General features: G+C 39.6%; 21 protein-coding genes and 1 pseudogene. 4 read left to right on the plus strand and 18 right to left on the minus strand.

Annotation, left to right across the window (positions count from 1 at the left end; all coding sequences use genetic code 11):
- Positions 1-148 precede the first annotated feature (148 nt).
- The 6 genes from ACDZ28_RS27825 to ACDZ28_RS27850 form a co-directional block, all read right to left on the minus strand.
- Positions 149-868: an ankyrin repeat domain-containing protein gene (locus ACDZ28_RS27825; protein WP_339287233.1), complete on the minus strand. Its 720-nt coding sequence runs from the start codon at positions 866-868 to the stop codon at positions 149-151.
- 30 nt (positions 869-898) lie between these two features.
- The gene (locus ACDZ28_RS27830) at positions 899-2,410 is read right to left on the minus strand and encodes an S-layer homology domain-containing protein (RefSeq protein WP_375103330.1); all 1,512 of its coding nucleotides are present in this window, start codon (positions 2,408-2,410) and stop codon (positions 899-901) included.
- 149 nt (positions 2,411-2,559) lie between these two features.
- On the minus strand, positions 2,560-3,252 hold the full coding sequence (locus ACDZ28_RS27835) for a response regulator transcription factor (RefSeq protein WP_042129085.1): 693 nt from the start codon (positions 3,250-3,252) through the stop codon (positions 2,560-2,562).
- On the minus strand, positions 3,230-4,729 hold the full coding sequence (locus ACDZ28_RS27840) for an ATP-binding protein (RefSeq protein WP_375103331.1): 1,500 nt from the start codon (positions 4,727-4,729) through the stop codon (positions 3,230-3,232). Before ACDZ28_RS27840 ends, ACDZ28_RS27835 begins: the two co-directional genes overlap by 23 nt.
- Before the next feature lie 267 nt (positions 4,730-4,996).
- Positions 4,997-5,839 carry a sugar phosphate isomerase/epimerase family protein gene (locus ACDZ28_RS27845; protein ID WP_375103332.1) on the minus strand — a complete coding sequence of 281 codons (843 nt, stop codon included), beginning with the start codon at positions 5,837-5,839 and terminating at the stop codon, positions 4,997-4,999.
- 221 nt (positions 5,840-6,060) lie between these two features.
- Positions 6,061-7,149, minus strand: a complete 1,089-nt coding sequence (locus ACDZ28_RS27850) for a DUF1648 domain-containing protein (RefSeq protein ID WP_375103333.1) — start codon at positions 7,147-7,149, stop codon at positions 6,061-6,063.
- 898 nt (positions 7,150-8,047) lie between these two features.
- Between ACDZ28_RS27850 and ACDZ28_RS27855 the strand changes: the two genes are divergently transcribed.
- Genes ACDZ28_RS27855 through ACDZ28_RS27865 form a run of 3 tightly spaced genes read left to right on the plus strand, consistent with a single transcriptional unit; the run spans position 8,048 to position 11,878 of the window.
- On the plus strand, positions 8,048-8,257 hold the full coding sequence (locus tag ACDZ28_RS27855) for a DNA-binding transcriptional regulator (RefSeq protein ID WP_076334600.1): 210 nt from the start codon (positions 8,048-8,050) through the stop codon (positions 8,255-8,257).
- A 20-nt stretch (positions 8,258-8,277) separates the two neighbouring features.
- Positions 8,278-9,294 (plus strand): AAA family ATPase, encoded by a 1,017-nt coding sequence (locus tag ACDZ28_RS27860; protein WP_375103334.1) that lies wholly within the window; start codon positions 8,278-8,280, stop codon positions 9,292-9,294.
- Positions 9,287-11,878 carry a S8 family peptidase gene (locus ACDZ28_RS27865; protein ID WP_375103335.1) on the plus strand — a complete coding sequence of 864 codons (2,592 nt, stop codon included), beginning with the start codon at positions 9,287-9,289 and terminating at the stop codon, positions 11,876-11,878. The genes ACDZ28_RS27860 and ACDZ28_RS27865 overlap by 8 nt, the downstream gene beginning before the upstream one ends.
- Before the next feature lie 528 nt (positions 11,879-12,406).
- Here ACDZ28_RS27865 and ACDZ28_RS27870 read toward each other — a convergent pair.
- From ACDZ28_RS27870 to ACDZ28_RS27885, 4 genes and pseudogenes are all read right to left on the minus strand, one after another.
- Positions 12,407-13,465, minus strand: coding sequence for a hypothetical protein (locus ACDZ28_RS27870; protein ID WP_375103336.1), 1,059 nt, complete (start codon positions 13,463-13,465; stop codon positions 12,407-12,409).
- 610 nt (positions 13,466-14,075) lie between these two features.
- A complete protein-coding gene (locus ACDZ28_RS27875; RefSeq protein ID WP_375103337.1) occupies positions 14,076-14,537 on the minus strand; it encodes a hypothetical protein in 462 nt (153 codons plus the stop codon).
- Positions 14,538-14,549: 12 nt separating this feature from the next.
- Positions 14,550-15,122 (minus strand): recombinase family protein, encoded by a 573-nt coding sequence (locus ACDZ28_RS27880; RefSeq protein ID WP_375105429.1) that lies wholly within the window; start codon positions 15,120-15,122, stop codon positions 14,550-14,552.
- 6 nt (positions 15,123-15,128) lie between these two features.
- A pseudogene (locus ACDZ28_RS27885) lies at positions 15,129-15,458 on the minus strand (recombinase family protein); the annotation flags it as partial.
- Positions 15,459-15,634: 176 nt separating this feature from the next.
- Between ACDZ28_RS27885 and ACDZ28_RS27890 the strand changes: the two are divergent.
- Complete coding sequence (locus ACDZ28_RS27890) at positions 15,635-16,843, plus strand: GNAT family N-acetyltransferase (protein ID WP_375103338.1); 1,209 nt, start codon at positions 15,635-15,637, stop codon at positions 16,841-16,843.
- Positions 16,844-16,939: 96 nt separating this feature from the next.
- Here ACDZ28_RS27890 and ACDZ28_RS27895 read toward each other — a convergent pair whose 3' ends face one another.
- The 8 genes from ACDZ28_RS27895 to ACDZ28_RS27930 all read right to left on the minus strand — a co-directional run bounded on the left by ACDZ28_RS27895 (position 16,940) and on the right by ACDZ28_RS27930 (position 25,490).
- Positions 16,940-17,857: an N-acetylglucosamine kinase gene (locus ACDZ28_RS27895; RefSeq protein WP_375103339.1), complete on the minus strand. Its 918-nt coding sequence runs from the start codon at positions 17,855-17,857 to the stop codon at positions 16,940-16,942.
- A gap of 128 nt (positions 17,858-17,985) precedes the next feature.
- Positions 17,986-19,548 carry a glycoside hydrolase family 3 protein gene (locus ACDZ28_RS27900; RefSeq protein WP_375103340.1) on the minus strand — a complete coding sequence of 521 codons (1,563 nt, stop codon included), beginning with the start codon at positions 19,546-19,548 and terminating at the stop codon, positions 17,986-17,988.
- A 17-nt stretch (positions 19,549-19,565) separates the two neighbouring features.
- Positions 19,566-20,708 carry an exo-beta-N-acetylmuramidase NamZ domain-containing protein gene (locus ACDZ28_RS27905; protein ID WP_076141025.1) on the minus strand — a complete coding sequence of 381 codons (1,143 nt, stop codon included), beginning with the start codon at positions 20,706-20,708 and terminating at the stop codon, positions 19,566-19,568.
- A gap of 98 nt (positions 20,709-20,806) precedes the next feature.
- Positions 20,807-21,514, minus strand: coding sequence for a PIG-L deacetylase family protein (locus ACDZ28_RS27910; RefSeq protein ID WP_042129099.1), 708 nt, complete (start codon positions 21,512-21,514; stop codon positions 20,807-20,809).
- 2 nt (positions 21,515-21,516) lie between these two features.
- The gene (locus ACDZ28_RS27915) at positions 21,517-22,488 is read right to left on the minus strand and encodes a GNAT family N-acetyltransferase (RefSeq protein WP_375103341.1); all 972 of its coding nucleotides are present in this window, start codon (positions 22,486-22,488) and stop codon (positions 21,517-21,519) included.
- Positions 22,489-23,709, minus strand: a complete 1,221-nt coding sequence (locus ACDZ28_RS27920; protein ID WP_042129102.1) for an anhydro-N-acetylmuramic acid kinase — start codon at positions 23,707-23,709, stop codon at positions 22,489-22,491.
- The gene (locus ACDZ28_RS27925; protein ID WP_375103342.1) at positions 23,709-24,569 is read right to left on the minus strand and encodes a carbohydrate ABC transporter permease; all 861 of its coding nucleotides are present in this window, start codon (positions 24,567-24,569) and stop codon (positions 23,709-23,711) included. Before ACDZ28_RS27925 ends, ACDZ28_RS27920 begins: the two co-directional genes overlap by 1 nt.
- 18 nt (positions 24,570-24,587) lie before the next feature.
- Positions 24,588-25,490, minus strand: a complete 903-nt coding sequence (locus ACDZ28_RS27930) for a carbohydrate ABC transporter permease (RefSeq protein ID WP_042129108.1) — start codon at positions 25,488-25,490, stop codon at positions 24,588-24,590.
- Positions 25,491-25,507 lie beyond the last annotated feature (17 nt).

Consider the following 25,507-nt stretch of genomic DNA (forward strand, 5'->3'; position numbering starts at 1 on the left):
TTTAATAGTCCTATATACCCATCTTCCACTATTGAACATTATAGTCTGATTATACTATATTATGAGATCTGTTGACGTAAGGAATCCAAGGATCAAAGAACAAAAAAAAACTCCAAATTGATCGAAGTTTCCTTTTTTTCTTCATACATTATAACGACTCGCTACTCTTTTTCATTAACATTTCAACCATTTCTTTATATCCCCGATTTTGAGCATGCTCTAAGGGACTAATTCCATCGGAATCTGCAAGATAGATGTCAGCACCGTGCTGAATTAAGAGTTGAACTATAGCCTGATGTTCTTTGCCCCCATCACCCAGTATTATAGCTTCTAGTAATGCAGTCCAACCCAGATTATTGACATGATCAATATTGACGTCAGAAGTGGTAAGAAGCTCTTCCACAATGTCCACATGACCACGGTCTGCAGCAGGGATGAGTGCCGTTCCCCCAAACCTGTTCAGGATTGATGTATCAGCACCTGCAGCAACAGATACCTTCACAAAATCAAGCATGCCCTCAGCTCCAGCATAAAGAAGTGGATTATCCGAGCGGTTGTCACGCATATTGATATCGGCACCTTTTTCAAGCAAAAATTTGAATACATCCAGTTGATTCGTGTGTACAGCGATCATAGCGGACGTTCTACCATCTTTGTCCGTAGCATCAATATCTGCACCGTCTGCTAATAGTTTGGCTATAAGATCCTTATCTCCTTGACGAGCAGCAGTTAACAGTGCTTGGTTCAATTTATCCATTTCATTGTTCACCTCCTGAGTTGATTGCTGCCCTTGGTTGTTTAACACCTTGAAATCATCGGTCTGACATCCAGTAATCAAGAGGATGAGTGTTAACACGAGAAAGCGCATGGCAACCAACACCTTTCCTGTGAATTATCCTTAATTCGAAGTTAATGTTGCTTGGGATGTTGCCCATGCACCCAACGGTGTTACAGTATACACTGTGCCTGCAGCCAATTTACCATTATTCGTAATATCGAATACACCTACCGCACCTTTACGACTGGAGAATTTATACGTCGCAGCCAATGTGTCTCCGTTTGGAGCAGTTAGTTGTACACTACGACCCGAAAATAATTCATCCCCAGGATCTTGAGCCAAAGTTACATTAATGGATGTTTCGCTGACAGCTTCCGCACCGGAGATTTGCAGTGGCGCTATTTCTTTCGCTTCGAATGATGGATTTGCTATATTGGCCCAGTCGGACGTTACGGTATATTTTACACCCGGTTTCAAGACTTGTCCTTCAGGCAGCCGGAATTTCGGCTCAATCTTACCATCTGTTGATTGTGTGAATGGGACATACTTGGCAACGATAGATTCTCCACCTTCCGGAGTTATCGTTACTTGTCTGCCTTGCATGGAAGAAATGATTTGATACGTGATGCCGTTTGCTTTATTATTCTCATCTAAAACAAATGCGTTAGCACCGCGACCACCACTGTATGCAGAGATGACATATCCATAATCAATAACGCCATTTGTTTTCAGTGCTTCAATCTCGAAGGTATCGTTGGTTACCTGAGTGGTTGTCGTCATATCCACCTTCGCTGAATTTCCTACAAATGATCCTGCATTCTTACCTTTGTACGTTAAATTATAATTTGTTCCAGCTTTTTGTACCGATGTAGGAACGATGTACGTTGCAATGGAGCCCGTTTTCAGACGAGGCATATTCGTCAAGGTTAGACCATCATTGAATACAAAATCTTCTTTCGCTTTAGCAAACACTTCATTCTCAGCAGTCAATGGCGCATCCAATGTCACGATTAATGTAATTTCATTGATCGATTTTATACTTGTAATTTGAGCTTTATCGGAAGGCACTGCTTTACGAGCTGTATTCAGTAAGGCTGCGACTTCTCCGCGTGTTGCGGGTTCAGGAGTGGAATTCAATTGATTTGCCCAGTAGTTAACCGATAAGACATCACGCTTCAACGCCTTTGATACTATTTGTACAAGCTCTGCATCCGTTACCGTTTCTTTAGGGTTGAATTTACCTTCTTCCGTCTCCATTATCCCTAAACCAACAAGTGCTGATGCATATTGGTAATACCATACGTTTGAATTCACATCGGTGAATGAAGCATCATTCTCGTCGGAGCCTTGTAATTTAAAGGTCAATGCTACCATTTTCGCTAATTCTGCACGAGTGATTGGATTGTGTACACCCATCGATTGATCTGCATACCCCTGCAACACACCCAGTCCTACAAGTGCTTCAACGGCTTCTTGAATTTCTTTGTCGGATACCTTCGATGCTACTGCGGATATCCCTATGTTGCTTGATGCAGGTGCTGCTTGTACATTTAACACCGCAAAGGGTAAAGAGGTTGTGCCTAGTGCTGCTGCGACCATTAATGCTGCTGCTTTTTTAGAAACTATTTTCACTGTATTTCCCCCTCAAGTATCATTAAGTTAATAGTTGCTCATGTCTATAACCAAATGATAAAGGAAAGAAATAAACTCTCCAGAAACGATTTATTAATAAAGTATTAACTGGATATTAATAATATCGAAAATCGTCAAGGATAGCGCCATTACACCGTAAATCGGTATCCCGCACCCCACACCGTTTCAATATATTGTGGATTCGAGGGATCTGATTCCAGCTTTTCTCGAATTTTGCGAATATGAACCGTCACTGTTGCGATATCCCCGCTGGAATCCATCCCCCAAACCCGTTCGAATAGATCATCTTTGCTAAACACCCGATTCGGATGACTCGCTAAAAAGACCAGTACATCGAACTCCCGCGCTGTAAACAAAACCTCTTGATTACGCACAAACACCCTGCGGGAATTTTTATCGATATGGACTCCGCGAATTTGAATCTCATGCTTCTCCATAGGTTCCAGCTTACTAAGCATGCGTTCATATCTTGTTAGGTGCGCCTTCGCTCTTGCTACTAATTCACTTGGACTAAAGGGCTTCGTTATATAATCATCCGCTCCGAGATTAAACGCCCGAAGCTTATCGATTTCTTCTTTTTTCGCAGATACGATAAAGATCGGCACTTCCTTCGCCTCCCTGATACGGCGGCATAATTCAAAACCATCGATGCCAGGTAACTGCAAATCTACGATAATAAGATTGTAATCCCCTTCCAGAGCCTGCCCAAGCCCTTCAGAACCTGTATGACATATATCAACGGCAAAACCGTTCAGTTCAAAATAATCTTTTTCCAATTGCGCTATCGTTGCCTCATCTTCAATAATCAGAATCCGTGTCATGCGACTGAAATCCTCCTTCGTTGGTCGTTCGCTTTAAAGTAAAGAACAGGCTTGATCCCACACCTGGTTCACTTTCCATACATATCGCTCCACCATGTCCTTCAATAATCTGACGAGCGATCGCAAGACCAAGTCCACTGCCGCCTGTCGATAAGCTTCGAGAAGGCTCCGCACGATAAAACCGTTCAAAGATATGTGGAAGAGCTTCAGCATCAATCCCCATTCCATTATCCTTCACTTCAACCGTCACCCATTCACTATCAACTTGCAGAGAAAAACGGATTAAAGGCTGAGGTTTGTCCATATACTTTAGCGCATTTCCAATTACGTTCAGTAACACCCGTTTTAATTTATCCAAATCTGCAAGAACCTCAATACGTTCGGAGGTGTGATTGTCTAGCTGAAATGAAACTCCTTTATTTTCGTTATTGTAGCGCATCTCTTCGATACAGTCCTCAAGGAATGCAATAATATCAACAGCTTCGAACGAAAATGGAACCTGATTCAAATCCAGTTTGGAATATAAGAACAATTCATCGACCAATTTATCCATTCCAATAGTCTTGTTATAAATAATGTCAACGTACATGTCCATCTTCTCAGGTGTATTGGCGACGCCATCTCTTATGCCCTCAATAAAGCCTTTAATATTTGTAATCGGAGTCCGCAAATCATGTGAAATATTTGAGATTAACTCTTTTCGATTCTCCTCATATTGCAGACGAAGGTTCACTGACTCTTGTAACCTCTGTCTCATCATTTCGAACGCTTTATTTAACTCCCCTATCTCATCTTTGGATTGCAGGTTAAGCTCAAATTGAAGGTCACCCTCTTGAATTCGTTCTGCGGAGTCCCTTAACTTGTTCAGTGGCTTAATAACACTTCGTGTAATCCAGCGATATAATAGCAGATTCGCAACTACAAGAACGCCAATTAATATCAATGAAAAGATTGGTAGCAGCCTCCGTGTGAGTTCCGCAAATGGACTATGCTCTTTGATGACGAAAACACTGCCTTTCGCCCCATCTGAATATTTAAAGTCAAATTTGGCATAGCCATAAAATCTTTCTTTAATATTAAATGTGTTACGAATCTGATAGTTATTCAGATCGTAAGGTGGTAAAGCATCCTTTAACTCAGGTTGATTGAAGGTGCGTGATTCAAAAACGGGGTCATTCACTCGCCTTACAAATAGTCCTGCTTTCTCGGTCTTTAGCTTAAAATCATACTCCAGTAACAAATCCTTGTTCTGCAATTCATCGGGGTCATGCTTTGCTAAATACTTTAATTCTAAAAAAATCGATTCTTCTTGCTCTGACAACGGATTTAATTGATAGTGCACTTTATAAAAATCCCGAAGACTGTGAACATCTCCTGTAGAAGCAATTGTAAATAAAGCTGCCGTCATTACGATCATAAGTAAACTAACGACTAGCATTCCCGTATAAGATAACAGTAATTTTATCCGAATTGACACGACTTCTCCCCTCTCACTAACAATGGAGCCGCTAAATAATCATCTCCATATTTTAGTGAAATACTATCACATGGGGAGAACGTTTGCTAACAGAAAAAAACTTCTACCAACACTCCGGCAGAAGTTTTTATAGAATTTAATTTACGCGAGATCATCAAATGCTATATAGATTGATCTGATGATTTTCCTATTTCGGGTTGGCCGTGACTCCAGAGAATGTTTGGAATTTTAGCACTTATCCTTTTTTTTGAATATTTCAAGTTTAATCTATATTAATACGTTTTCCAGCGAAGAGAATACTTTATCGAAGCCTGCTTTAGAACGAGAAAATAATTCAGATGAACTTTGCGCGGAAGCTGGCGCCAGAACTTCTTGGGCGATCACACCGGTATACCCGATCTTTTTCAGGCTTACCAAGAATCCTGTGAGATCAATAGAACCTTCTCCTGGATACAATCGATCGAAATCTAACAATTCCTCTATCGGTAGAAGTTTAGCATCATTAATATGGACATATGCAATTTGATGCGGTTGTAATTTCAGCAGATCCTCGCTCGTTAATCCGTTCGTATGCCAATGGTAGGAATCCAGTAACAACCCAACATTCCTTACTTGCATCGTTTCCATCCAGCTCAACGTATCTTGCATCGTCCAGATCAGTGGATTTGCCCATTGTGTACGTAAGTGATGAGGGCCTACGAACTCTAATGCTAATGTAATTCCATAAGCGCCTAATATTTCCGCGCATAGTCTTAAACGTCTTGTGGCTGCAATCATAAAAGCTGCGACTGGAAGATCTGTCGAAGGTAAAATATATGTACAACATGTCGTACAATTTAATGCTTCAGCGGCCTCAGCCATTTGGGTAAGCGATTTCAACCCTTCTCTAAAGCTTTCCTCTGTTGTGCGCCAATCTACCACTAAACCAAATGATCCTAGCATGATTCCATGGCTTTCTAGCAATTGAACAGCCCCATCCTTACCATACTGCTGCACTAAATCCAATGGATTTGCGTCTATCGACTGAAAGCCGAATTGGCTCGCAAGTCTGATATATTCTTCATTAGAACTGAGTTCACCCAAGCCTGCTGTTGTTAATCCTCTTATCATCGTCGTTCTCCTCCTTTATGACTAATTATCAAAATAGACAATAATTCTAGAAATATTATATTATGTCCAATAATTAATAGCGGTCTACTCGCTAAAGTATGATGAACATTAAGGTGATAAATATATAGGATATACCACATAAGCTGGTCGCGGAATATCCCGGTTGTTAATTTGATCAAACTTGCTGATTTAAATCAATTGCTCAATAAGAGTTTGCCTTGTTACCGCACCACAACTAACAGTACAATAATTCCGAGCCAAAACAGCCAGCTTACTGGGTGACCGAAATTCAATCCCCAGCCGACTCCGAGCTTTTTCTTGACGATTAGGTTTGGATCTTTGCTATTGAAATAAATCATACCTAATAACCATTTATCATCATCATGGACAGGTCTGACATTGGAGCTATCGGCAGATCTCTCCAAGCGGCTTTCGCTCTGACCAGCCCAGAACGTTAAGGCGAAGGCGTATAGGATGATAAGGGCTATTATGATTAGGATAATAGGGATAGCGAAATTCATGTTAAGCAGAGATATCATGTTTAGTTGCACGACGGAAAACAGGATAACTATTAAGAAGCTTGCTGTAATCATAAAATATGACCAAGTACGGCGGTAAGTTACGTCTTGTCTGATGGAACGATTAGGATCAGTGGGTTGAACCTGCTGCTTCACTCTGCGAATACTCCAATTCTCAAATATAAACAAAAGTGTTACCAACACTTGCATTATCGTAGGCATAAACACAGTACTATAAGATTTAGCTACATAGCCGTCTACGTTCCAACTGCTGTTGTAATGGATCGGAATCTGATCAGGAATCAGATCGTAGTTACGTAGCACAGTTACAATAGTAACACCAATAATTAAAACATGAATGAGGAACCAATTACTAGACAAGCCAATGTTTCTTTTCCGAAATTCAGTGTCCACTGCCATGATCGATGGTTCCAGAGCAATAGGCAGCATAGGTAGTAAACTTTTCATTTTCAAATGATAGCTAATGTTTATGACTAGGGAGATTACGACCATGGCGAGTGAATAAGTGACAATGATCCAACTTTGTTGCATGGAATGTTCGTCACCGTATATTAGACAGATGATACAAACAATGAATAGGATAGTATGTAAGATAGCACTAATCCAAGCATATGACTTCCGCATCTGGCGCAGAGGCTCACTATGGAATTGTACAGGGCTGACGGTGACCCCAAAACTAATCGTCTCTCTTGATAAATAAGGCATGCTTACCATGAGTACAATGGCAGGTACAAATACAAAGATCATTACTATAACAGGCATTATCGTCATATCATTCGCCCCCTCTTATGCATAAGTATGTATTTGAAAACTATTTGAAAACTCTATAGCATATCCTATTAACTTAGGATAGTTAATCGACTTGAACATAAATTTAATTATAATCGATTTTAGTGATTATAGGGCTTAAATTAACAATTTATCCAGTTTTTTTGCTATGCAGAGCTACTCATCTGACAACTGAATTATGGCAAGTACATCTGTTTGAAATTCTGTGAGAAGGTAATGGACAGGTTTTCGGATGAAGGGTGGGATAACCAGCAGTATCAAAATTGGGCGAAATGCTCGCCTCGGATCTGAATGGTGCGGATTGCTGCGTCAGAGTATAAATAAGTTCTTCCATGCATGTTTTATTGCATCAATTGGAAGATTATTAAGATTGCTAACTATACTTTAAAACAAAAAAATCCCACCAATATTTATATTAGCAGGAGTTTTATAAATTGATTCACGCGAACATCTCATCAATGACAGGTACGTGTAGGTCAATAAGTGGATATCCCATTAGATTTAGGACTAGACCACATGTTCATGAAACAAGAGTCCTTTTTAAGTATGTACTCAAATACTCGACAAGATGATGTCTTGTCAAACGCAAGCTCCAAATACTTTTATGATTTCGCGACGACACAATATTAATGTTTTCCCATATTAGAGAATATTGTTTGCACTGGCGCCTGACGATGGAGAAGTGCATCTCCGTCTGTGTATCGTCAAATTCAAGATTGAACAGAGAACTGGCAGATTCGCATGTCTCACTTCATGTTTGAAATATAGTCATCAATTGAATAACTTTCAAAAAATACTCATAGTTGTTTTTTAAGTATGGGTATATTTCCTGCTATAGCAAATGCTATACTCATATCATACCTGTTCGGAGGTGAACAACATGTCACTGGGTTTTACTATAAAGAAAATTCGGGAAGAACTTAAAATAAGCCAAGAACAGCTAGCACGAGAATTAAATATAAGTTTCTCAACAATTAATCGCTGGGAGAATAATAAGACTAATCCAAGTCGTCTCGCCAAGGATCGACTATGCACTTTCTGCGAAAATAAATTAATATCCTCAGAAATAATTACAGAACTTACAAAATAATTTATTGGTAGGTGGAAACATTGGCAAGAGCTGATTTGCTTTTTGAAGTAATAAAACATGGGCTATCAGGAGACGGTCCTCATTTTAGGCGAGCAGTCGAAGCTATTTGTGCAGAAGAAAGAGCAAAACAACATACTATTGTTGCTAACCGAATAGAAGAATTATTGAAAAGCAGCAAACCTGATATGAGAAATCAGCAAAATGGCTTTCCTCTTGTTAGACAAGTTCCAAACGAGCAAAATTTTTATTCTGAGATAGTTCCTAAAAGAAGACTTGAACATTTAATACTTCCAGATACGGTTTTGCAGTCATGCAGAGAAGTAATTGAAGAACACAATCGTGCTGACCTGTTACGTTCTTATGGCTTAGAACCACGAAACAGATTGCTATTTGTTGGCCCTCCTGGAAATGGAAAGACCTCTTTAGCAGAAGCCATTGCGGAGTCTTTAATGGTCCCTCTTTTAACGGTAAAGTATGAAAGTATAGTTGGAGCCTACTTGGGTGAGACAGCAATAAAATTGGCAAAATTATTTGATTACGCAAAAACCAGACAATGCGTTTTGTTTTTTGATGAATTTGAGACCTTAGGCAAAGAACGTGGAGATGTTCATGAAACCGGAGAAATAAAAAGAGTAGTTAGCTCTCTCCTTTTACATATTGACTCCTTACCGAGCTATGTAATAGTTATTGGAGCTACGAACCATGAAGGTTTATTGGACAAGGCAGCGTGGCGAAGGTTTCAACTACATTTGGAGCTACCATATCCAAGCAGGTCAAATCTTGAACTGTGGTTCTCTTATTTTGAAAAACGTACAGGTTTCAAGTTTGGTCTTGAGCCGAGCACCTTAGCTAAGAAAACATTAGGTTGTAGTTACGCAGAAGCAGAAGAATTCGCAACATCTATTTATAGAAAATACATCCTACAACTTCCTAACCAAGATTCAAAAGGAGTAACATCAAGTACACTCAGATTATGGGATGCACAGAAGAAAGTAAAACAAGTGTCTAATAACTCAGAGGTGATTGATAATGGCTGAAAGACCATTAATACTGTTTAAAAAATTTGAAGAAGCTACAAAAGCTAAAAGAAGTGGACGAGGCTCAAAATTTTCACAACCATCAATAGAAAAACAAATGTCTAAACTTTCTCCAAGATTTAAGCAATTACAAGATGCGTTGGATAAAAAGAATATAGCTGTTCAAAACTCCCCTTCAGGTATTAATCCAGACAGTGCTTTAGTTCTTGAAACAGTAGGCACTGTCGATAGTTTTTATAGTGTGATAAAGAACATTAAAGAATTGGAGTTAATGTTGGATATCACTATTGATGGTATCCCAATAGATGAAGACTTTTATCTGATTGACGATGACGGGAATTTCAAAGAAGGAGATCTATCTGGCAAGTTATACTGCGTGATGACAAATAAAACTGCCTTAAATCAGTTGATCTCTTTATGGAAACAGTACGCTCAGAATCCTAAAATCAAATTCGATCTCGGTCTCAACGGAGTTAAAGAATTGTTTAATCAACTCAAAGAAATTAGATATTGGAATGCTCAAGATCGTATTGATGAAACAAGAGTTGTGGACTACTGGAAAGAAAATCTTGAGTTGGATGGAGATAAGGAAGTTAATTTTGAAATCGAGCTTTTCTTTAGAAACACTATTCAACATCGAATTAATTCTTATTCTATTGTATCTGAGGCAATTAATAATATGGGTGGGCGAGTACTTTCTCAATGTACCATTCCAGAAATTATGTACCATGCTCTTCTTGTTACTCTTCCTAGAAAACAAATTGAATCGCTAGTTAATAATTATGAACAAGTTGCACTTACGCGGGTAGATGACATTATGTTTTTTAGACCTGTTGGACAAATAGCATTTCCTTTCCATCTTCCAGATACTGATCAAGAAATCACACCTATGATCCCTCACAAAACACCCGAAATACATAAAATAAGCGAAGCCCCTATTGTGGCAGTTCTTGATGGTTTCCCTATGCAGAACCATTCTCTTTTATCTGACCGACTGATCATTGATGATCCCGATAATTGGGCAAGTGATTATGTTGTAAGAGATAGAGTACACGGTACAGCAATGACATCGCTAGTGATTCATGGAGACATAAACAGTAACAATTCTCCTATAAATAGCAAGGTTTATGTTAGACCTATCTTAAAACCCGTAAGAGATTTTAACGATAAATTATCAGAATGCGCTCCGGATGATGTATTACTGATTGATTTGATACATACTGCTGTCAGAAGAATTGTTGTAGGAGACGAACATAGTAAAGCCCTTTCATCTGTAAAAATAATAAATTTGTCTTTCGGTGATCCTTCCAGAGTGTTTATCAATATGATAAGCCCTCTCGCACGTTTGCTTGATTGGCTAAGCTATACCTATAAGATATTATTTATTATCAGTGCAGGTAACCATAATCAGCACGGCATCGATGTCGGGGTCTCCTTTGATGAGTTTAAGAAACTTACTCCCGATATTAAAGAAGAGTTAGTATTAAAAAGTCTAAATGACAATAGCAGAAATACTAGATTACTATCCCCTGCAGAAAGTATAAATAATTTAACTGTAGGTGCCTTATTTAATGACTTCTCTAATGTAGTTGAGAACGAAAGATTTATTCTGCCTTACAACCAATCATTACCTAGCCCCGTTTCAGCTATCGGTCTGGGATATAACAGATCAATTAAGCCAGACATTTTTTTTAATGGAGGAAGAAAGTTTATTAGAGAATTAATTGGTTCTACGATAATGGGTTGGATTCCAGCACCTACGAGACCACCTGGATGCTGCGTAGCTACACCAGGTCAAAATAATGAGATCAATGAAGTAGCATACTCCTTCGGGACAAGCGATGCAGCAGCACAGGTTTCTCATAATGGCGTAAAGTGCCACTCAGTTATAGATGAGATTTTCCTTACTCAAACTGGTGAACATGTGCCAGATAAGTACTCTGCACTATTAATTAAGGCAATGCTTGTTCATGGGGCTTCATGGAGTAATAACAATATTATTGCGAATGCAATGGAGATTCCAGAAAATAGAATATTCAGGTGGTTGGGAAATGGAATTCCCGATATTTCTCGCGTCATGGAATGCGCCCAGAATAGAATGACTTTAATTGGATATGGAACATTACAGAAAGGAGCTGCGCATGTATACGAATTGCCGATTCCATTTAACTTTACTTCAGAGAGGTTTTTTAGAAAACTCACTGTAACACTATCTTACTTTTCACCAGTTATATCTTCGAAGCAAAAATATCGTTCTGCTCATTTATGGTTCAATATAGAAAATAATAATCTCGTTCCTCAGCGTGTTAACACAGATCACAATGTAGTTCAAAGAGGAACAATACAGCATGAGTCATTTTATGGTGATAAGGCCACAACTTGGAATCCTACTGACTCAATAAAAATAAAAGTTAACTGCCGGGACGATGCCGAAAGTAAAATACCAGAGATTGAGTATGCCTTATTAGTATCTTTTGAACTAGCCGAAGAAGTATGTGAAAAGCTTGATATAGATGTCTATGAAATCATCTCAACTAAAATTCGAGAGCTTGTTCCTATTCAGACTATCAACCCTACTATTTAATTTAATTTTATCCCTAAAAACAGAGGGCTTGGATTTTACATCCAAGCCCTCTGTTTTTTTCATTAATGATTTCGCTGTTTAGAATTATCATTACAATAATCTCCTATCATAATTATTGAGCAAGTATTATTTATCCATCATTCACAGAACTAGTATTGTCTCCTCTATCTTCAATTCACATTTTTGCTTTATCATATTTGTGGTATGGTTCACCGCCGCAGCTTGGAGGAAAAAAAACACATAAAATCAACTTCAATTCCCCCCCAAAAAAAGAATCAAACAATAACGACTCACTGTAGTTTACTACCTCGTCTCAGAATGTCTTTCCCAAAATAAAAGCTGTTTTGGAATTTATGCGTTAATTAGCGTTCTTCTAATATTAAATATATTCTCCTGAAGTGAGCGTCCCTCGGTGCAGTTGTTGCTATGTAATATATATCAAGATTGGATAAGAGTCTTTCTATTCTATTCAATTAAAACTATGCTTTATATCAATACATATCCATCAAGTTGGCTGATATCTTTAATTTACAATATCTCCTGATCAATATCGTTGTCGTCATTAAGTTTCATTCTGTCTTGGATTGCATCTAGCAGTTCTGCCGCATTATCACTTAATTTAATCACATCTGCTTTGTTACAGACCTTACCAGTATCATGCGAAAAATCATTTGCAAGGTTGATCATCTCTTGTTTTAAATATTGAACCATTAACTCATCACCCCTTAGATTTTTCTTCAACTTACCTAAAAGATTATTACCATAATGGTCTTCAGGAAGAGAGTAACCATAATAAATACTGTAATACTTCACTAATGATTCCATGATCGTTCTGATAACATTACCTGATGCTCGAATCTCATCAAAGTCATACTGATCAACTAGTTCGATTTTTGACTTTACTTTTTGAAGACGGTCATTCACATAATCAAGTGTAGCGTACATTAGAATAGTTTGGGAAAAACCTGCATCTCTTTCTTTCTCTTTAGGTTGAAGTAAAAAACTGAAAAATGGTAAATTATGAAGTATACATTCATGAATTTTGTTATCTTTTATATATCTAATGGTTGTGAAAAGTTTATCTAGATTTTCGTCAATCTGAACTTTATTGGAGTCTAACTTATCTATGCCCAAATACTTCTTAACTTCTTTAATTTCTGCAGTAATTGGCATAACTAAAACATAAATATGACCGTTTAAATCAAAAAAACTGATTTTTTGAATATTACACAGTGAGAAAATATAATGAGCATTATAAATCTCCATAGTCATATCTTCAAATCCTCTTGGTGGAGGCTCTTTCTCAAAATCCTTCCAAATAAATTGAATGTAATCACCACTATGCTCAATGTTAAAAATATTATCGTAATTATATAGTGAAAAGTGGTCTACAATAAATAATCCCCCTGTGTTTTCGTGCAAGTCTTTAAGAAAAGAGTAGGAAACTTCATTTCCATAAAGTTCACTTGGAGAACCATGCTTCTTCCAGGTATCAAAAAATGCTCTCTCGCTCATTTGAAAACCTCTACTTGACATGTAAAACTCATCATTAGGTTGACCAAATAACAACTCAAATAAATCTCCCATAAAATCCTCCGTATGTAATGAACTTATAATACTGGCATTATTATTATATTTCTATATATTAATACTGCTTACGAAAATTAAAAACAGCAACAGCACAATTCTATCACAAAAAATCAACAAAATGATCGGATAATGTCATACTTGAAAATACCCTTTTTAACAATTCGTTGCCAACACTTCTGGTTCGGTTAACTTTATCACTATAATTCTGGACACGCGAAAAGTCTGCCGTTAGATTGGCGTCTCTATTTCAGATTATTTCCTATATTGAACACATACTATTTATACCTCCGTGTCCTCTTACCTAATATTTCCCTTTTTTCTTCCTCAAGAAAACAACTAGCGTCAAAGCAAATATCAGCACAAATTTAAGTAACCTCCCAAGCGCCTCTGAATTGGTCTTACTAAAAGTCAGTACAGTAGAGATGTTTGAGGAAAGTGAGACTTCCAAAAAAGTATCAAAAAATATAGTATCGCAACCGATAGAAAAAGCAGAAATACACACTTTGAAGGTTTCGACGATCCTGTCACATCTCTTCTATTCCTTGCGAACCATAAATATTACCGACTCCACATATGTAGATACGGTGAAAAAAAATTATATCAAGCTTTACCTATAACAAACCGTCAACTCCACCCGATTCCCTTCCCGATCATACACAATCCGCTCCACTAGCTTCTTCAACGCCCGATTCTTCTCTTCACTCGTCACCGCAGCGCTCCACAACTCCCTAAACTGCCCTACCCGCTCATATATCTGATCAACAGTCGGATAATTCCCTTCATCTACTACAACCTTTCGTAAATCCTTCAACTCTTCCTCCAGCTTCTGTATCTGCCTTGACCGAATAGCTTTACGCTCTAAAAATACTTGCTTCGTTAGCATATCTTCTTCATACGATTCATGCAGCTTGTCCAATGCCCGCTTCTGCTTTTTCAATTCCTGCTCTTTGACCTCGATAATGACCTGTGTATCATTGTACCTACTTCCATGCAATTCAATCTCCCGTAAAATGTTTGGGTCTACATGAATAATCCGGTCATATAGCGCATTGAAAAAATCAGCATCCATTACCTTGCCACGCTACTCACATTTGCTTCCGTCTTTGTACTGGTGATAGCATAATGCACTCCAATGCTGTCCCTGCTTCTTGTTCTCACCTACTCTAAATCTCATCCGAGAACCGCATTTCTCACAATACAGCAAGCCTGACAAAGGAAAAATGTTACGCCTTGAATTGGGGTTCAGCATGCGATTCTTAAGCAGCCGCTCCATAATGACTTCATGTTCTTCAGGCGTTTTCAGCTTTTCATGTGTTCCCATAACTTTAATCCGCTCTTCTTCAGGTACAAGTTCCACCTGACCACGCTTGGAACGGGTTTTGCCATAAGTGATATAACCCAAATGGATCTCACTTGCCAGCAATCTTTGAACCGTAATATTTGACCATCCCTTGTTCTTTCCATCGGGCTTAATGTTGTATGGCGTAGGTATCTTGTTATCCGTCAACCAAATGGCAATATGACCAAGGTTTGTTCCATTAATATATTTCTCTACAATTGCTCGATAAATCGGACGCTTCGTTTCATCGACCAGTACCGACCTTGTGTTTTTATCATAATAGTATGGAAACGGTGGCTTTCCGTTTGTCCACATGCCTTTCTTCGCTCCATCCTCTTTGCCCTGCTTCATTCTTCGCTTAATCGTTTTGTATTCTATTCTGGCAAAAATGGACATGAAATCAAATGATACATCGTCATTGTCTATTTCCAGATCGTATATCTTGTTTGGTGTGATAATGACCGTTTCTGAGTTTAAGAATGTATCTTTAATAAGTGCCCAATCCTTGTTTTCTCCACGCCCTAAACGGTCAATATCCATGACCACTACTCCATCATAGAGCTGGTCTTCAACATGCCGAAGTAACTTCTGCATTTCCTTACGGGACTCTATCTTTTCACCAGAGGCCACTTCTTCATAGAGTCTATAGGTCCAATTTCGATTCTCGACTAAGGTACCTGATTTGTATCACTTCTATGATTCCATACGTTCCATTATTGACGAATTTTTTTTTCAACATTAAACTATAAGTAAGAAATTAAATTCCAAAAAACCGTTTTTTCATTTAATAAATTTATCCCAACATTACGGCGCAGGAGGAAATGAAGATGACGACGACACCAAACATCATCGTAATGAACCATCCAACTAGAGAGCAGCTTGAAAATATTTACGATATTTTAGATGAATGCTTTTCCGTAGGCCGAGCCTTTTTCCAAGAAAGATTAGACCTAGACACCACATATGATCCAGATACAACATGGTTTGCGATGGTTGACGATAAGATTGCATCTAATGTACAAATTTTTCCGTTTCATATTAGAGTCGGTCAAGCGATCTTGAAAACGGGTGCAATGGGGAGTGTCGGTACAGATCTAAATTACCGCGGGCTGGGGCTTGCTCACAAAATTCTTCATGCGCAGACCAACTATATGAAAGAAACCGATTATGATATAAGCTTGCTTTTGGCTAGCAAGCATGCGTTTTATGAAAAGGCTGGCTGGAGACTTATTCCCGAGACTGCTTTCGCAATTGAAAAACCAGCAAGTTTGGAGCAGCAGCAAAGCAGTGATGAAATCATTCCTTTTGAAGCATGTTATCTCGATGATATCCGTTTCATTTATGAACAATTCAATAAGAATCGTACCTACACCGTGATCCGAAGTAGAACGTATTGGAATGATTTATTGACCTGGCCGGAATGGAAGAAAGTTGACTGCTTGCTCCTTCGCAGAAATGGAAAAATCGTCGCTTATGGCATCATTGAAAAGAAAGATACTGAACAAGTATTTATTAATGAATTATTGTATTTGAACGAAGCCGAAAACGGCGTTGAAGCTCTTTTTCATGCCTTATGTCAGCTGCGCCAAAATGCAAAGCAAATATTAGCGATGCTCCCAGAGGACCATAAGCTATATTCCTATTACCAACAGCATCAAGCAAATTCAATTGAAATCAATATGGCGATGTGGAAAATGATCAATCTCAGTTCAACTTTCCATAAGCTTCAGCCTGAATTAGAAGATCGCCTAAACCGTAGCAACATAATTGCAGACCAGGAGCTGCATATTGCACTTCGCAGCAATAAGGACTGTATCTACTTGGATTATAAGCAAAAGCAGCTTTCTGTTTCCGATGCTAGTAATCATACCAATCCCTATACTTCAATAGAAGTAGATGAACGCGAGCTAATGACTTATATCATGTTCGGCTATAATGAAGCAGGCGCAGCAAAGGACAGTACTGAGCACGCTAACATCCTTCAAGCTCTATTTCCGAAACAACAAGCCGTGTTTTATTTGACAGATAAATTTTAAGCCATTTTTGATTCCTACCATTTTAAAATAAGGGTGTGTCGCAAGTCCAACTGCTCGGACTTATGACACACCCTTATTTTTGCTTAGCGACAAAAACTAGTCGTTGTTCATTTTTGATCTTCCTAACAGGACAGCACCGTAGGCTGCATCCTTAATCGGCAAAATCAGCTTTGTTTGCGGGTAGCTCTGTACAAGCTTTCGCTCCAAGGCTTCTTTCACAAAGCGAGACATTTGCAGCACACTTCCTGCAATCGCAATCGGACTTTCATATAGCTTAAGCCATTCAATAACAGGCACAACAAGCGCATATAGATTGGCTGCACATTTCTCCGCTAACGCTATTGCATGTTCATCGCCCTTCTCGCATGCGGTCGTCATAATCGGTGCGAGCTGCGCAATATCTTTTTTCGTCGTATTTTTATCATAAACAAAGCCAATAATCTCTTTCACAGTGCTTAATCCAAGCTGCTCATATACCATCGCTGGGATGACCGTATCGGTTATTCTTCCGTCCTCCACTTGAACTAATACGGATAATAGATCGCGCCCAATGCTATAACCGCTTCCCTCGTCATCAATCAGATGACCAAAGCCTCCTGTGCGATGCTGCTCTCCTTTTTCATTGACCCCAAAGCAAATCGATCCTGTACCGGCAATGAGAATGATGCCTTGCATCGCATTTTGTGCCCCGTATAATGCGGTTTCTTGATCGCCTGTAATCGTTAATGGCCCGATATAACCGTTATTTCTCACATGCTGCTCCAAAAAATTAATGACCAGCGGATTACTTATTCCTGCCGCACCTATACATATATGAGCAATTTCTTGTAAATTACCGCAGTAGAGCTTCATTTGACTAAAAATTTCCTCAAAGGAGGCGGCAATAGCATCAGCATCACCACCGTTATAATTAATAGGCCCTACAGTAAAGGTGAATAAAGCGTCTTCCTGGTCATGCGTAATGGTGACAGCTGTTTTCGTGCCACCCCCATCAATTCCAACGATAAATGCCATACCTATGTCCCCTTGTTGTACTTTTTTCAAAGATAAGAATTTATATGTTTAACGCGATATATTATCCTTATTTTTCTCGCAGAAACGCTTGCCGTCCTTGAAAGGACGCCGAAGGCTTTTATGCTTGTCTACATCTGTATCGTAATATTGGCGGTGGGTACAACCTCACCATTTAGGATTGGAAGGAGTGATTTGAATGCATCAAGTGTATACTCAAATGCCGCAATTCCGCAGAACTCGCCTTCGATTAACGGTAAATCATACGGGCGACCTAATGTAATGGCCGTTACTTTGCAACCTGCTGCCAGCAGCTTCTGCACAAGCGCAAGCTGACCTTTGTTTTCACGCGCATTGAACAAGCCGATAACAATATGCTTGTAGCCTTGTACCTTTGGCAGCGCAGCGTTGATTTGCTCCTCGCTCGGGTCAATGTCGATAATCTCATAAGCTGTATTAAAATGCTCCCCCATATATTGCGGAAAGCTAAGAGCTTGATTCAAGCTGCTGGACGCAAGATCGGTGCGGTATGAATAGGAACCCATAAATAACACTTGCTCGTCACCGGTATGAATGGGCTGGAGCTCACCTTTAATGAGGCAGATCGTTTCCGTACGCATTAGCTCATTTGCTCGGCGATGTACATCGCAGCCAACTAGTTCATAATCTAGCTCCTCAGTTGTCGCATATTGTGCTTTATAAGCTAAAATTTTTGTAACAGCCGCATCAATTAGCGCTTCATCCAAATCACCGATTGCTACAGCTTCTTCGATCAAATGAACTGCTTCCTTCACTGTCTCAGGAGTATGACTAATGAATACCAAATCAATACCTGCTTTAACAGCTCCTAACGCTCCTTTTGCCGTACCATAGTATCGTTTGATCGCGTCCATTTCTAAACAATCCGATACAACTAACCCTTTATATCCTAATTTTCCTTTTAATATCTCTGTAATAATGGTATGAGACATAGTTCCGGGCACACCGGATTTTTCAATTTTCGGAAATAAAATATGTGCACTCATAATCGCTTGAGCGCCTTGCTCAATTGCGGTTTTAAACGGCAGCAGCTCAAGCTGCTCTAATTCCTCAAGTGTTTTTTCAATGGTAGGCAAGCCAATATGTGAATCGACATTTGTATCACCATGACCTGGAAAATGCTTAAGCGAGGACATGACGCCTCCATCGAGCAATCCCTTCATCATTTGAATTCCATACTGGGATACTGTTGCAACAGAATCACCATAGGAACGAACATTTATGACTGGATTCAATGCATTATTGTTAACGTCCATAACTGGAGCTAGATTAAAATTAATACCTAATGCTTTCAATTCTCTGGCAGTCATTCTGCCTGCTGCATACGCATTTTCAGGTCGTCCTGAAGAAGCAATTGCCATGGCTCCAGCAACATTGGTCGCGTCTTTAGGCATACGAGTGACTCGACCGCCTTCTTGGTCGATCGTAATAAAACCCGGGATACCAGTATGTGTCGTGTACCATTGCTGCAGCTCAGTAACAAGCTCGCCTAATTGATATTTATTTTCGATATTATGTGAGAATAAAATAATATTGCCGACTTTATAATGCTCAATAACTTCCTTCAGCTCAGGAGTGATCTCGGTTGAAGGGAAGCCTGTTACGAACATTTGTCCAATCTTTTCACGCAAGCTCATATGTTCTATTGTTCTCATCAATTATTCACCTTCCTCTAGCGATATAAATGATACTGCTGTGTTATTTCTGCAAATTGCTTGCTTTCCGCTGCAAACTGTTCAAGCAGCTGCTTTGCTTGCATATTTTCCGTACGATACATGTTGTCTCCCCCCAGTAAATCGATAAATGGACGAGAGCCCTCCTTCACAGGAGGCAGGAATGAAAATTGCTCGTACAAATCTCTTATCGTAAATAATAAGGTTACCCCAACTTCTAAAGGCCTCAGCACTTGGAGATCTGTAATGTAAATTTGTACCCCGCCGCATAGCTCGCCACAATGTTTAGATGACGTTGGCTTGAAATGAACTGGACGAAAAAGCACACCTGGGATACCTTTTGCATTCATCTCATCTGCCAATTGCTGCGCTTGAATGAACGGAGCACCAATCATTTCAAATGGGAACGTTGTGCCTCTTCCTTCCGAGCAGTTCGTGCCTTCAAATAAACATGTTCCTGTATATAATAACGCTGTTTCATATCGTGGCATTCCAAGTGAAGGATGAACCCAAGTTAATCCTGTATCCGGGAAGGACATGCTCCGTTCCCAGCCTTCCAAACGAACGACATGCAGCGATGCATTCCAATTCATTTGATCATTTGCCATCGTTGCTACCTCACCTGCTGTTAAGCCGTATCGCACGGCTAGCTCGTAATTTCCAACAAATGATTTGAAGCCGGGCTTCAAGACATTCCCTTCTACCGTTACCCCGTTAAGCGGATTAACACGATCAAGAACAACAAATTCTACACCTGCATTTGCACAATCTTCAAGTGCATACAGCATCGTATAAATAAATGTGTAATAGCGTACACCAACATCTTGAATATCGTATACAATGATGTCTACTTCATTCAGCATTTCTTTTGTTAAACGCTTGGAGTCTTTACGGTACAAGCTATAGACTGGAACATTCGTAAAAGGATCCATGTAAGTGTCTACTACTGCCCCTGCATCCAAATCTCCGCGAACGCCATGCTCAGGTGAAAACATCGCAGCAAGATTAAAATTTTCATGTAATATAGTAATCGTTGATGCAAAATCCTTCGTAAGACCTGTCGGCGCTGTAATCAATCCTACGCGCTTACCTTCGAACAAATAACGATAATTCGTTATAGAATCAATCCCATTTAACACCATATGAAGCTGCCTCCTAGCTGCTTTTTTGCATAAATGGATAGAACAAGGGAATGTTTCCTGCTATACATAGAAACACTCCCTCTTAGCTAGTTGAATAGTTACCAAAGACTAGACTGCCTAACCTTCACCGTTTCAGCAGGCACCATAAATGCTTCTGCATATGTCTTTCTTGCTTCACAGCCGCGAACAACTGCTAGTGCTTTATAGTAATCCATGTATTTGAAAGATTTGCTATTCGTCACAAACCAATGCTTGCTTAAAGCATCTATCCATAGATCAAATGCCGCTTGATCGAAATCCACATATACGTAAGGGACATAATCAACCGCATCCTCCCAGTTTTCGGAGTAATATAATCTTGCTGCAAAGTGCGCGGGGAGCGCTCGTTCAAAGGATGATAGACTTGCGAAGAAACGGGCATCATTTACGATATGATGCGTTAGCGCATGGTCCTTATGCATACTGTTTTTCCAGTGTGTAATAATAATGTTAGGCTTCACGCGACGAATTACATCACAAACCTCCATACGAATTTCTTGATTGTCAGGCAACTCTCCGTCACAATAATCATCGAATACAATGGCTTCACCGCCTAGCATATCCGCAAAAACCTGTGCCTCTTTCACTTTTTGCTGACGATAATCCTTCATATCCTGTCCTGCCGGAACCCCTCGTTCACCCGCAGTTAACGCTAGTGTCACAATGCGATCTCCCTTTAAACTATGACTAGCGAGCACACCACCAGAAGCTAGTTCCACATCACCAACATGCGCTCCAATTGCTAATACTGTGAATTTTTCGCTCATCTTTAAAGTTCCCTCCGCAATATAGAAAATTGTTTTTCAATAGTAAAGCCCGCTTTTTGATAGATTCGAAGAGCCGGATTATTATTTCCAGTGAATAGAGAGATATATTGACAGCCCACATTTTGAAATGCTTCAACCATTCTGAAAAATAATACACTGCCAAGGCCATGACCCTCATGCTCTGGGTGCACTCCGATACCGCAAAAAAATGCTCTTCCATCAGGCTGCGAAATAATTGGACCTGCAAAGCCCACAACCTCGTTGCCGTACACAGCTACTACAAGTGGTGCGCCAACCTTCACATAAGTAACAATATCCTTCTTCCACTGCGGATTTTGCAGGGCAGCAAGCGTTACTTCAAGCCCTGTATGTAAATCAGGGACATAGGACGTAATGTAATAGTCTTTGCTATTTGCATTGGTTTCCTTATCTAAAATATCTTCGGGAACTATAAAGCTTCCGAGTTTTAAATACATGCCGCATTGCGTCGCTCGATCTTCGTAGCCTCTAGCCATTAAAGCTTCATATAATGGCTGGTCCTTACTGATGCCCGGGGCATTATTATGCTCATGCTGAGGTGCACTTGGTATACTCCACTTCAGCTTAACAGGGTTGAAAAACAATACATCCGCTTGTCTTTTCCCAAGTTCTTGGAATCTTTTTTCTAAACGCAATAGAAAAGCATCGTAAAGCTCCAGAGAAGCCACATGGGTATCTATAATAACACTCGTAATATAACCAGCCACATCTCCAAGAGGGAGATCGTCACCGCAGCAGCCAGCTGCAAAACCAACAATCCCTTTTTCGTCACAGCCTACCCATATACAGTCAGCGTCAAAATAAGGATGGTCGATGAATGTATCTTGAAACTCTCGCTCTGTAAATGGCTTATAATCATATTTTGTAGCCTCACGATTCCAAAGCTCTACAACTGCAGAGTGATCTTCAATTGAAAAGGTTCTGATTTGCATCATTTAAGCCTCCTGTGAACGTCCAATATAGGGCCAGGAAATTTTGCCCATTACTACTGGCTGTGAAGCTCCAGTTACTAGCGGGATATTGTTTGGTAAGCGCTCCATCGTGTAATACGCTAGCAGAGCAAAAGCAATTGCTTCCTTAGCATCACTATTACCACCGATATCCTCCTGCGTCAGCACCTGCACGTTATGCGGTGCAAATAAGTGCTGTAAATCACGCAAAAGCGTCTTGTTATAGCTTCCACCGCCGCCAATTAACAATTGCTCAGCCTGATGCTGTGGTGCAATATACCGTTCATAGCTATCGACGATGCTCCAGGCAGTTAAAAACGTAGCTGTCGCAACAACATCTTCTGCTTTCCAGTGATTAACATTCATCAATTCAATGATTTGTGCCACGTATTGTTGGCCAAACCGTTCTCTGCCTGTCGATTTTGGTAACGGCATCGTATAATATTTATCCTGCTGCATCCATTTCAATAGCTCATCAATCACTTGACCGCCCGCACCAATTTCGCCATCAACATCTATTGTCATTGGTGCAAATAATTGCGATACAAGGCCATCGATAATCATATTTCCAGGACCCGTATCAAAAGCAAATACCTCATCCGGTGAGGCATTTACAGGCAAAACAGTCACATTGCCTATTCCGCCAATATTTTGCATCAGAAGTGTTTTCTCTGGATTGTTAAACAATAAGTATTCGGTAAATGGTACTAACGGAGCTCCTTGTCCACCCATTGCCATGTCAGCAACTCGAAAGTCTGATATGCAAGGAATTCCTGTTCGATTCGCTATAACTGCACCATCCCCTATCTGAACGGTACAATGCAGATTATAGCCGCCCATAACCTTCTCTTCCGGAGCATGGTATATCGTTTGACCATGCGATCCTACTGCGAATATTTGCGAAGGCGAAAGGCCACATTTCCCTATAACGGATAATGTGGCTTGGGCGTATAATTCGCCAAGCCACATATTCATTGCGCCAACCTTATCAATCGTAGCGCTAGCGGGATCAAAAAGCTCAAATATGGAGTTTCTAACTTGCACCTCAAAAGGTGTGTTTTCAAAAGCCAGTAATTCAATCTCTACTCCACGCTCTTTTTCGGCTGATGGAAAAAGCTTAACTACTGCTGCATCAATACCATCTACTGATGTACCGGACATCAAGCCAACTAAGTATGTTGCATCAACTTTTGATTGTTTGTCCATTAACCTTTCACCGCTCCAACTGTTACCCCTTCAAGGAAGTATTTTTGTAAACTGAAGAACAAAATAAACATTGGCACTGCTGAAATGGTTGCCCCCGCCATCATCGGTGCAAAGTAAGTTGTATTCGCAAAGCGAAAGTTTTTCAAGCCAACCTGAATGGTTTGCATATCCATTGTATTCGTTACTAGGAAAGGCCAGAAAAAGTCATTCCATGCCGCCATAAACGTTAGGATTGCTAGTACTGCCATAATTGTTTTAGATAAAGGCATAATGATATACCAGAAAATTTTAGGCTGGGAACAACCTTCGATTTTAGCAGATTCAATAATTTCAACTGGAATGGAGGACATGAACTGCTTAACCAAGAAGATGTTGTATACCGTTACTATGCTCGGCATAATCAACGCCGTGTACGTATTTTGTAATTCAAAAATATTTACGATCAAAATATATAGTGGAACCTGTGTGACTTGAACAGGAATCATCATAGATCCCAGCAAAATAGCGAACAAAATGTTTTTTCCTTTAAATTTCATTTTTGCAAAAGCATATCCAGCGAGTGTAGCAAAAAATACGTTAGATACCGTAATACACGCTGCCACTATAAAGGAGTTCAATAACCAGTCCCATGTATGTGGGCTGAAGTTAAAGAAGAATTTATAGGAATCAAATGAAATCTTCGATGGTAAGATAGAATAGCTCATTGCACCAGCTTCTACCGGATCACCGAACGAGGAGATGACCATAAAGTATATCGGGAATATGGTAGCTGCGGCAAATAGGATAAGGAACGTAATGTTCGCGCTATTACGTATGAACAGATACCCTTTGCTTCTTAAGCTGTTATTGTACAAACCCATAGTATTCTGCTCCTTTTCCTAGTATTCTACATCTTTACCTAAAAATTTGAATTGAAGGAATGATATAAATCCGATAATCGCTGCTAGTAGTAATGATTGTGCCGCTGCCTCACCAAACTCAAAATATGTGAACGCATTGTTAAAGATTAACAAACCTACCATTGTTGTTGCATGGTCTGGTCCACCGCCTGTCATAAGATAAGCGTTTTGGAATACTTGGAAGGAACCGATAACACCAGTAACAAGTAGGAATAGCGTTGTTGGCTTAAGGAAAGGGACAACGATAAACCAAAGCTTTTGCAGGAAAGACGCGCCATCAATTTCAGCTGCTTCATAATAGCTGTTATCAATAGCGAGTAATGCGGCTATATAAATAATAATTGCTGTACCATGACTTGATAACCATGACATTAACACAAGTGAGAACATTGCAGTTGCACTGGAACCAAGCCAGTTTTGATTTTCAATACCTAAAAAACTCACGAGCTTATTGGCAATACCTGATTTTAACGGATCGAAGATCCACAGCCACACAACAGAAAGCGCTACACCAGATGCTACGGCTGGCAAGTAATATAGTGCTTTAAAGATCGTTTGTGTTTTTTTCTTGAAAGGAATAATCAAAATTGAAATTAAAAATGATAGAAGAATATTAAATGGAACAGTTAATAGCGTATATACTAACGTGTTTTTCAGCGCTTTCCAGAAAAGTTCATCTGAAAACGAGTTAACGAAGTTATCCATGCCGACAAAAGTGGATCCTAATGGACCATATTTTTGTAAGCTGATAATAAAAGCATTGATGACTGGATATGCGGTAAATAAAGAAAACGCAATAAGTGCTACTGCGATAAACGCGTATCCCCAACCTGAGTCACTCTCGAGTTTCAATTTTTTTCTTTTAGTCAACGATTGATTCATTGGGTCGCACCTCTCTT

It is taken from the genome of Paenibacillus sp. RS8, from assembly GCF_041956825.1.
Taxonomy (GTDB): Bacteria; Bacillota; Bacilli; order Paenibacillales; family Paenibacillaceae; genus Paenibacillus_AQ.

Coding starts and splice junctions, on each gene's coding strand:
- ACDZ28_RS27825 (WP_339287233.1), bottom strand. CDS start 868: ATGCGCTTTCTCGTGTTAACACTCATCCTCTTGATTACTGGATGTCAG.
- ACDZ28_RS27835 (WP_042129085.1), bottom strand. CDS start 3,252: ATGACACGGATTCTGATTATTGAAGATGAGGCAACGATAGCGCAATTG.
- ACDZ28_RS27845 (WP_375103332.1), bottom strand. CDS start 5,839: ATGATAAGAGGATTAACAACAGCAGGCTTGGGTGAACTCAGTTCTAAT.
- ACDZ28_RS27850 (WP_375103333.1), bottom strand. CDS start 7,149: ATGACGATAATGCCTGTTATAGTAATGATCTTTGTATTTGTACCTGCC.
- ACDZ28_RS27855 (WP_076334600.1), top strand. CDS start 8,048: ATGTCACTGGGTTTTACTATAAAGAAAATTCGGGAAGAACTTAAAATA.
- ACDZ28_RS27865 (WP_375103335.1), top strand. CDS start 9,287: ATGGCTGAAAGACCATTAATACTGTTTAAAAAATTTGAAGAAGCTACA.
- ACDZ28_RS27870 (WP_375103336.1), bottom strand. CDS start 13,465: ATGGGAGATTTATTTGAGTTGTTATTTGGTCAACCTAATGATGAGTTT.
- ACDZ28_RS27875 (WP_375103337.1), bottom strand. CDS start 14,537: ATGGATGCTGATTTTTTCAATGCGCTATATGACCGGATTATTCATGTA.
- ACDZ28_RS27880 (WP_375105429.1), bottom strand. CDS start 15,122: ATGTGGACAAACGGAAAGCCACCGTTTCCATACTATTATGATAAAAAC.
- ACDZ28_RS27890 (WP_375103338.1), top strand. CDS start 15,635: ATGACGACGACACCAAACATCATCGTAATGAACCATCCAACTAGAGAG.
- ACDZ28_RS27895 (WP_375103339.1), bottom strand. CDS start 17,857: ATGGCATTTATCGTTGGAATTGATGGGGGTGGCACGAAAACAGCTGTC.
- ACDZ28_RS27900 (WP_375103340.1), bottom strand. CDS start 19,548: ATGAGAACAATAGAACATATGAGCTTGCGTGAAAAGATTGGACAAATG.
- ACDZ28_RS27905 (WP_076141025.1), bottom strand. CDS start 20,708: ATGGTGTTAAATGGGATTGATTCTATAACGAATTATCGTTATTTGTTC.
- ACDZ28_RS27910 (WP_042129099.1), bottom strand. CDS start 21,514: ATGAGCGAAAAATTCACAGTATTAGCAATTGGAGCGCATGTTGGTGAT.
- ACDZ28_RS27915 (WP_375103341.1), bottom strand. CDS start 22,488: ATGATGCAAATCAGAACCTTTTCAATTGAAGATCACTCTGCAGTTGTA.
- ACDZ28_RS27920 (WP_042129102.1), bottom strand. CDS start 23,709: ATGGACAAACAATCAAAAGTTGATGCAACATACTTAGTTGGCTTGATG.
- ACDZ28_RS27925 (WP_375103342.1), bottom strand. CDS start 24,569: ATGGGTTTGTACAATAACAGCTTAAGAAGCAAAGGGTATCTGTTCATA.
- ACDZ28_RS27930 (WP_042129108.1), bottom strand. CDS start 25,490: ATGAATCAATCGTTGACTAAAAGAAAAAAATTGAAACTCGAGAGTGAC.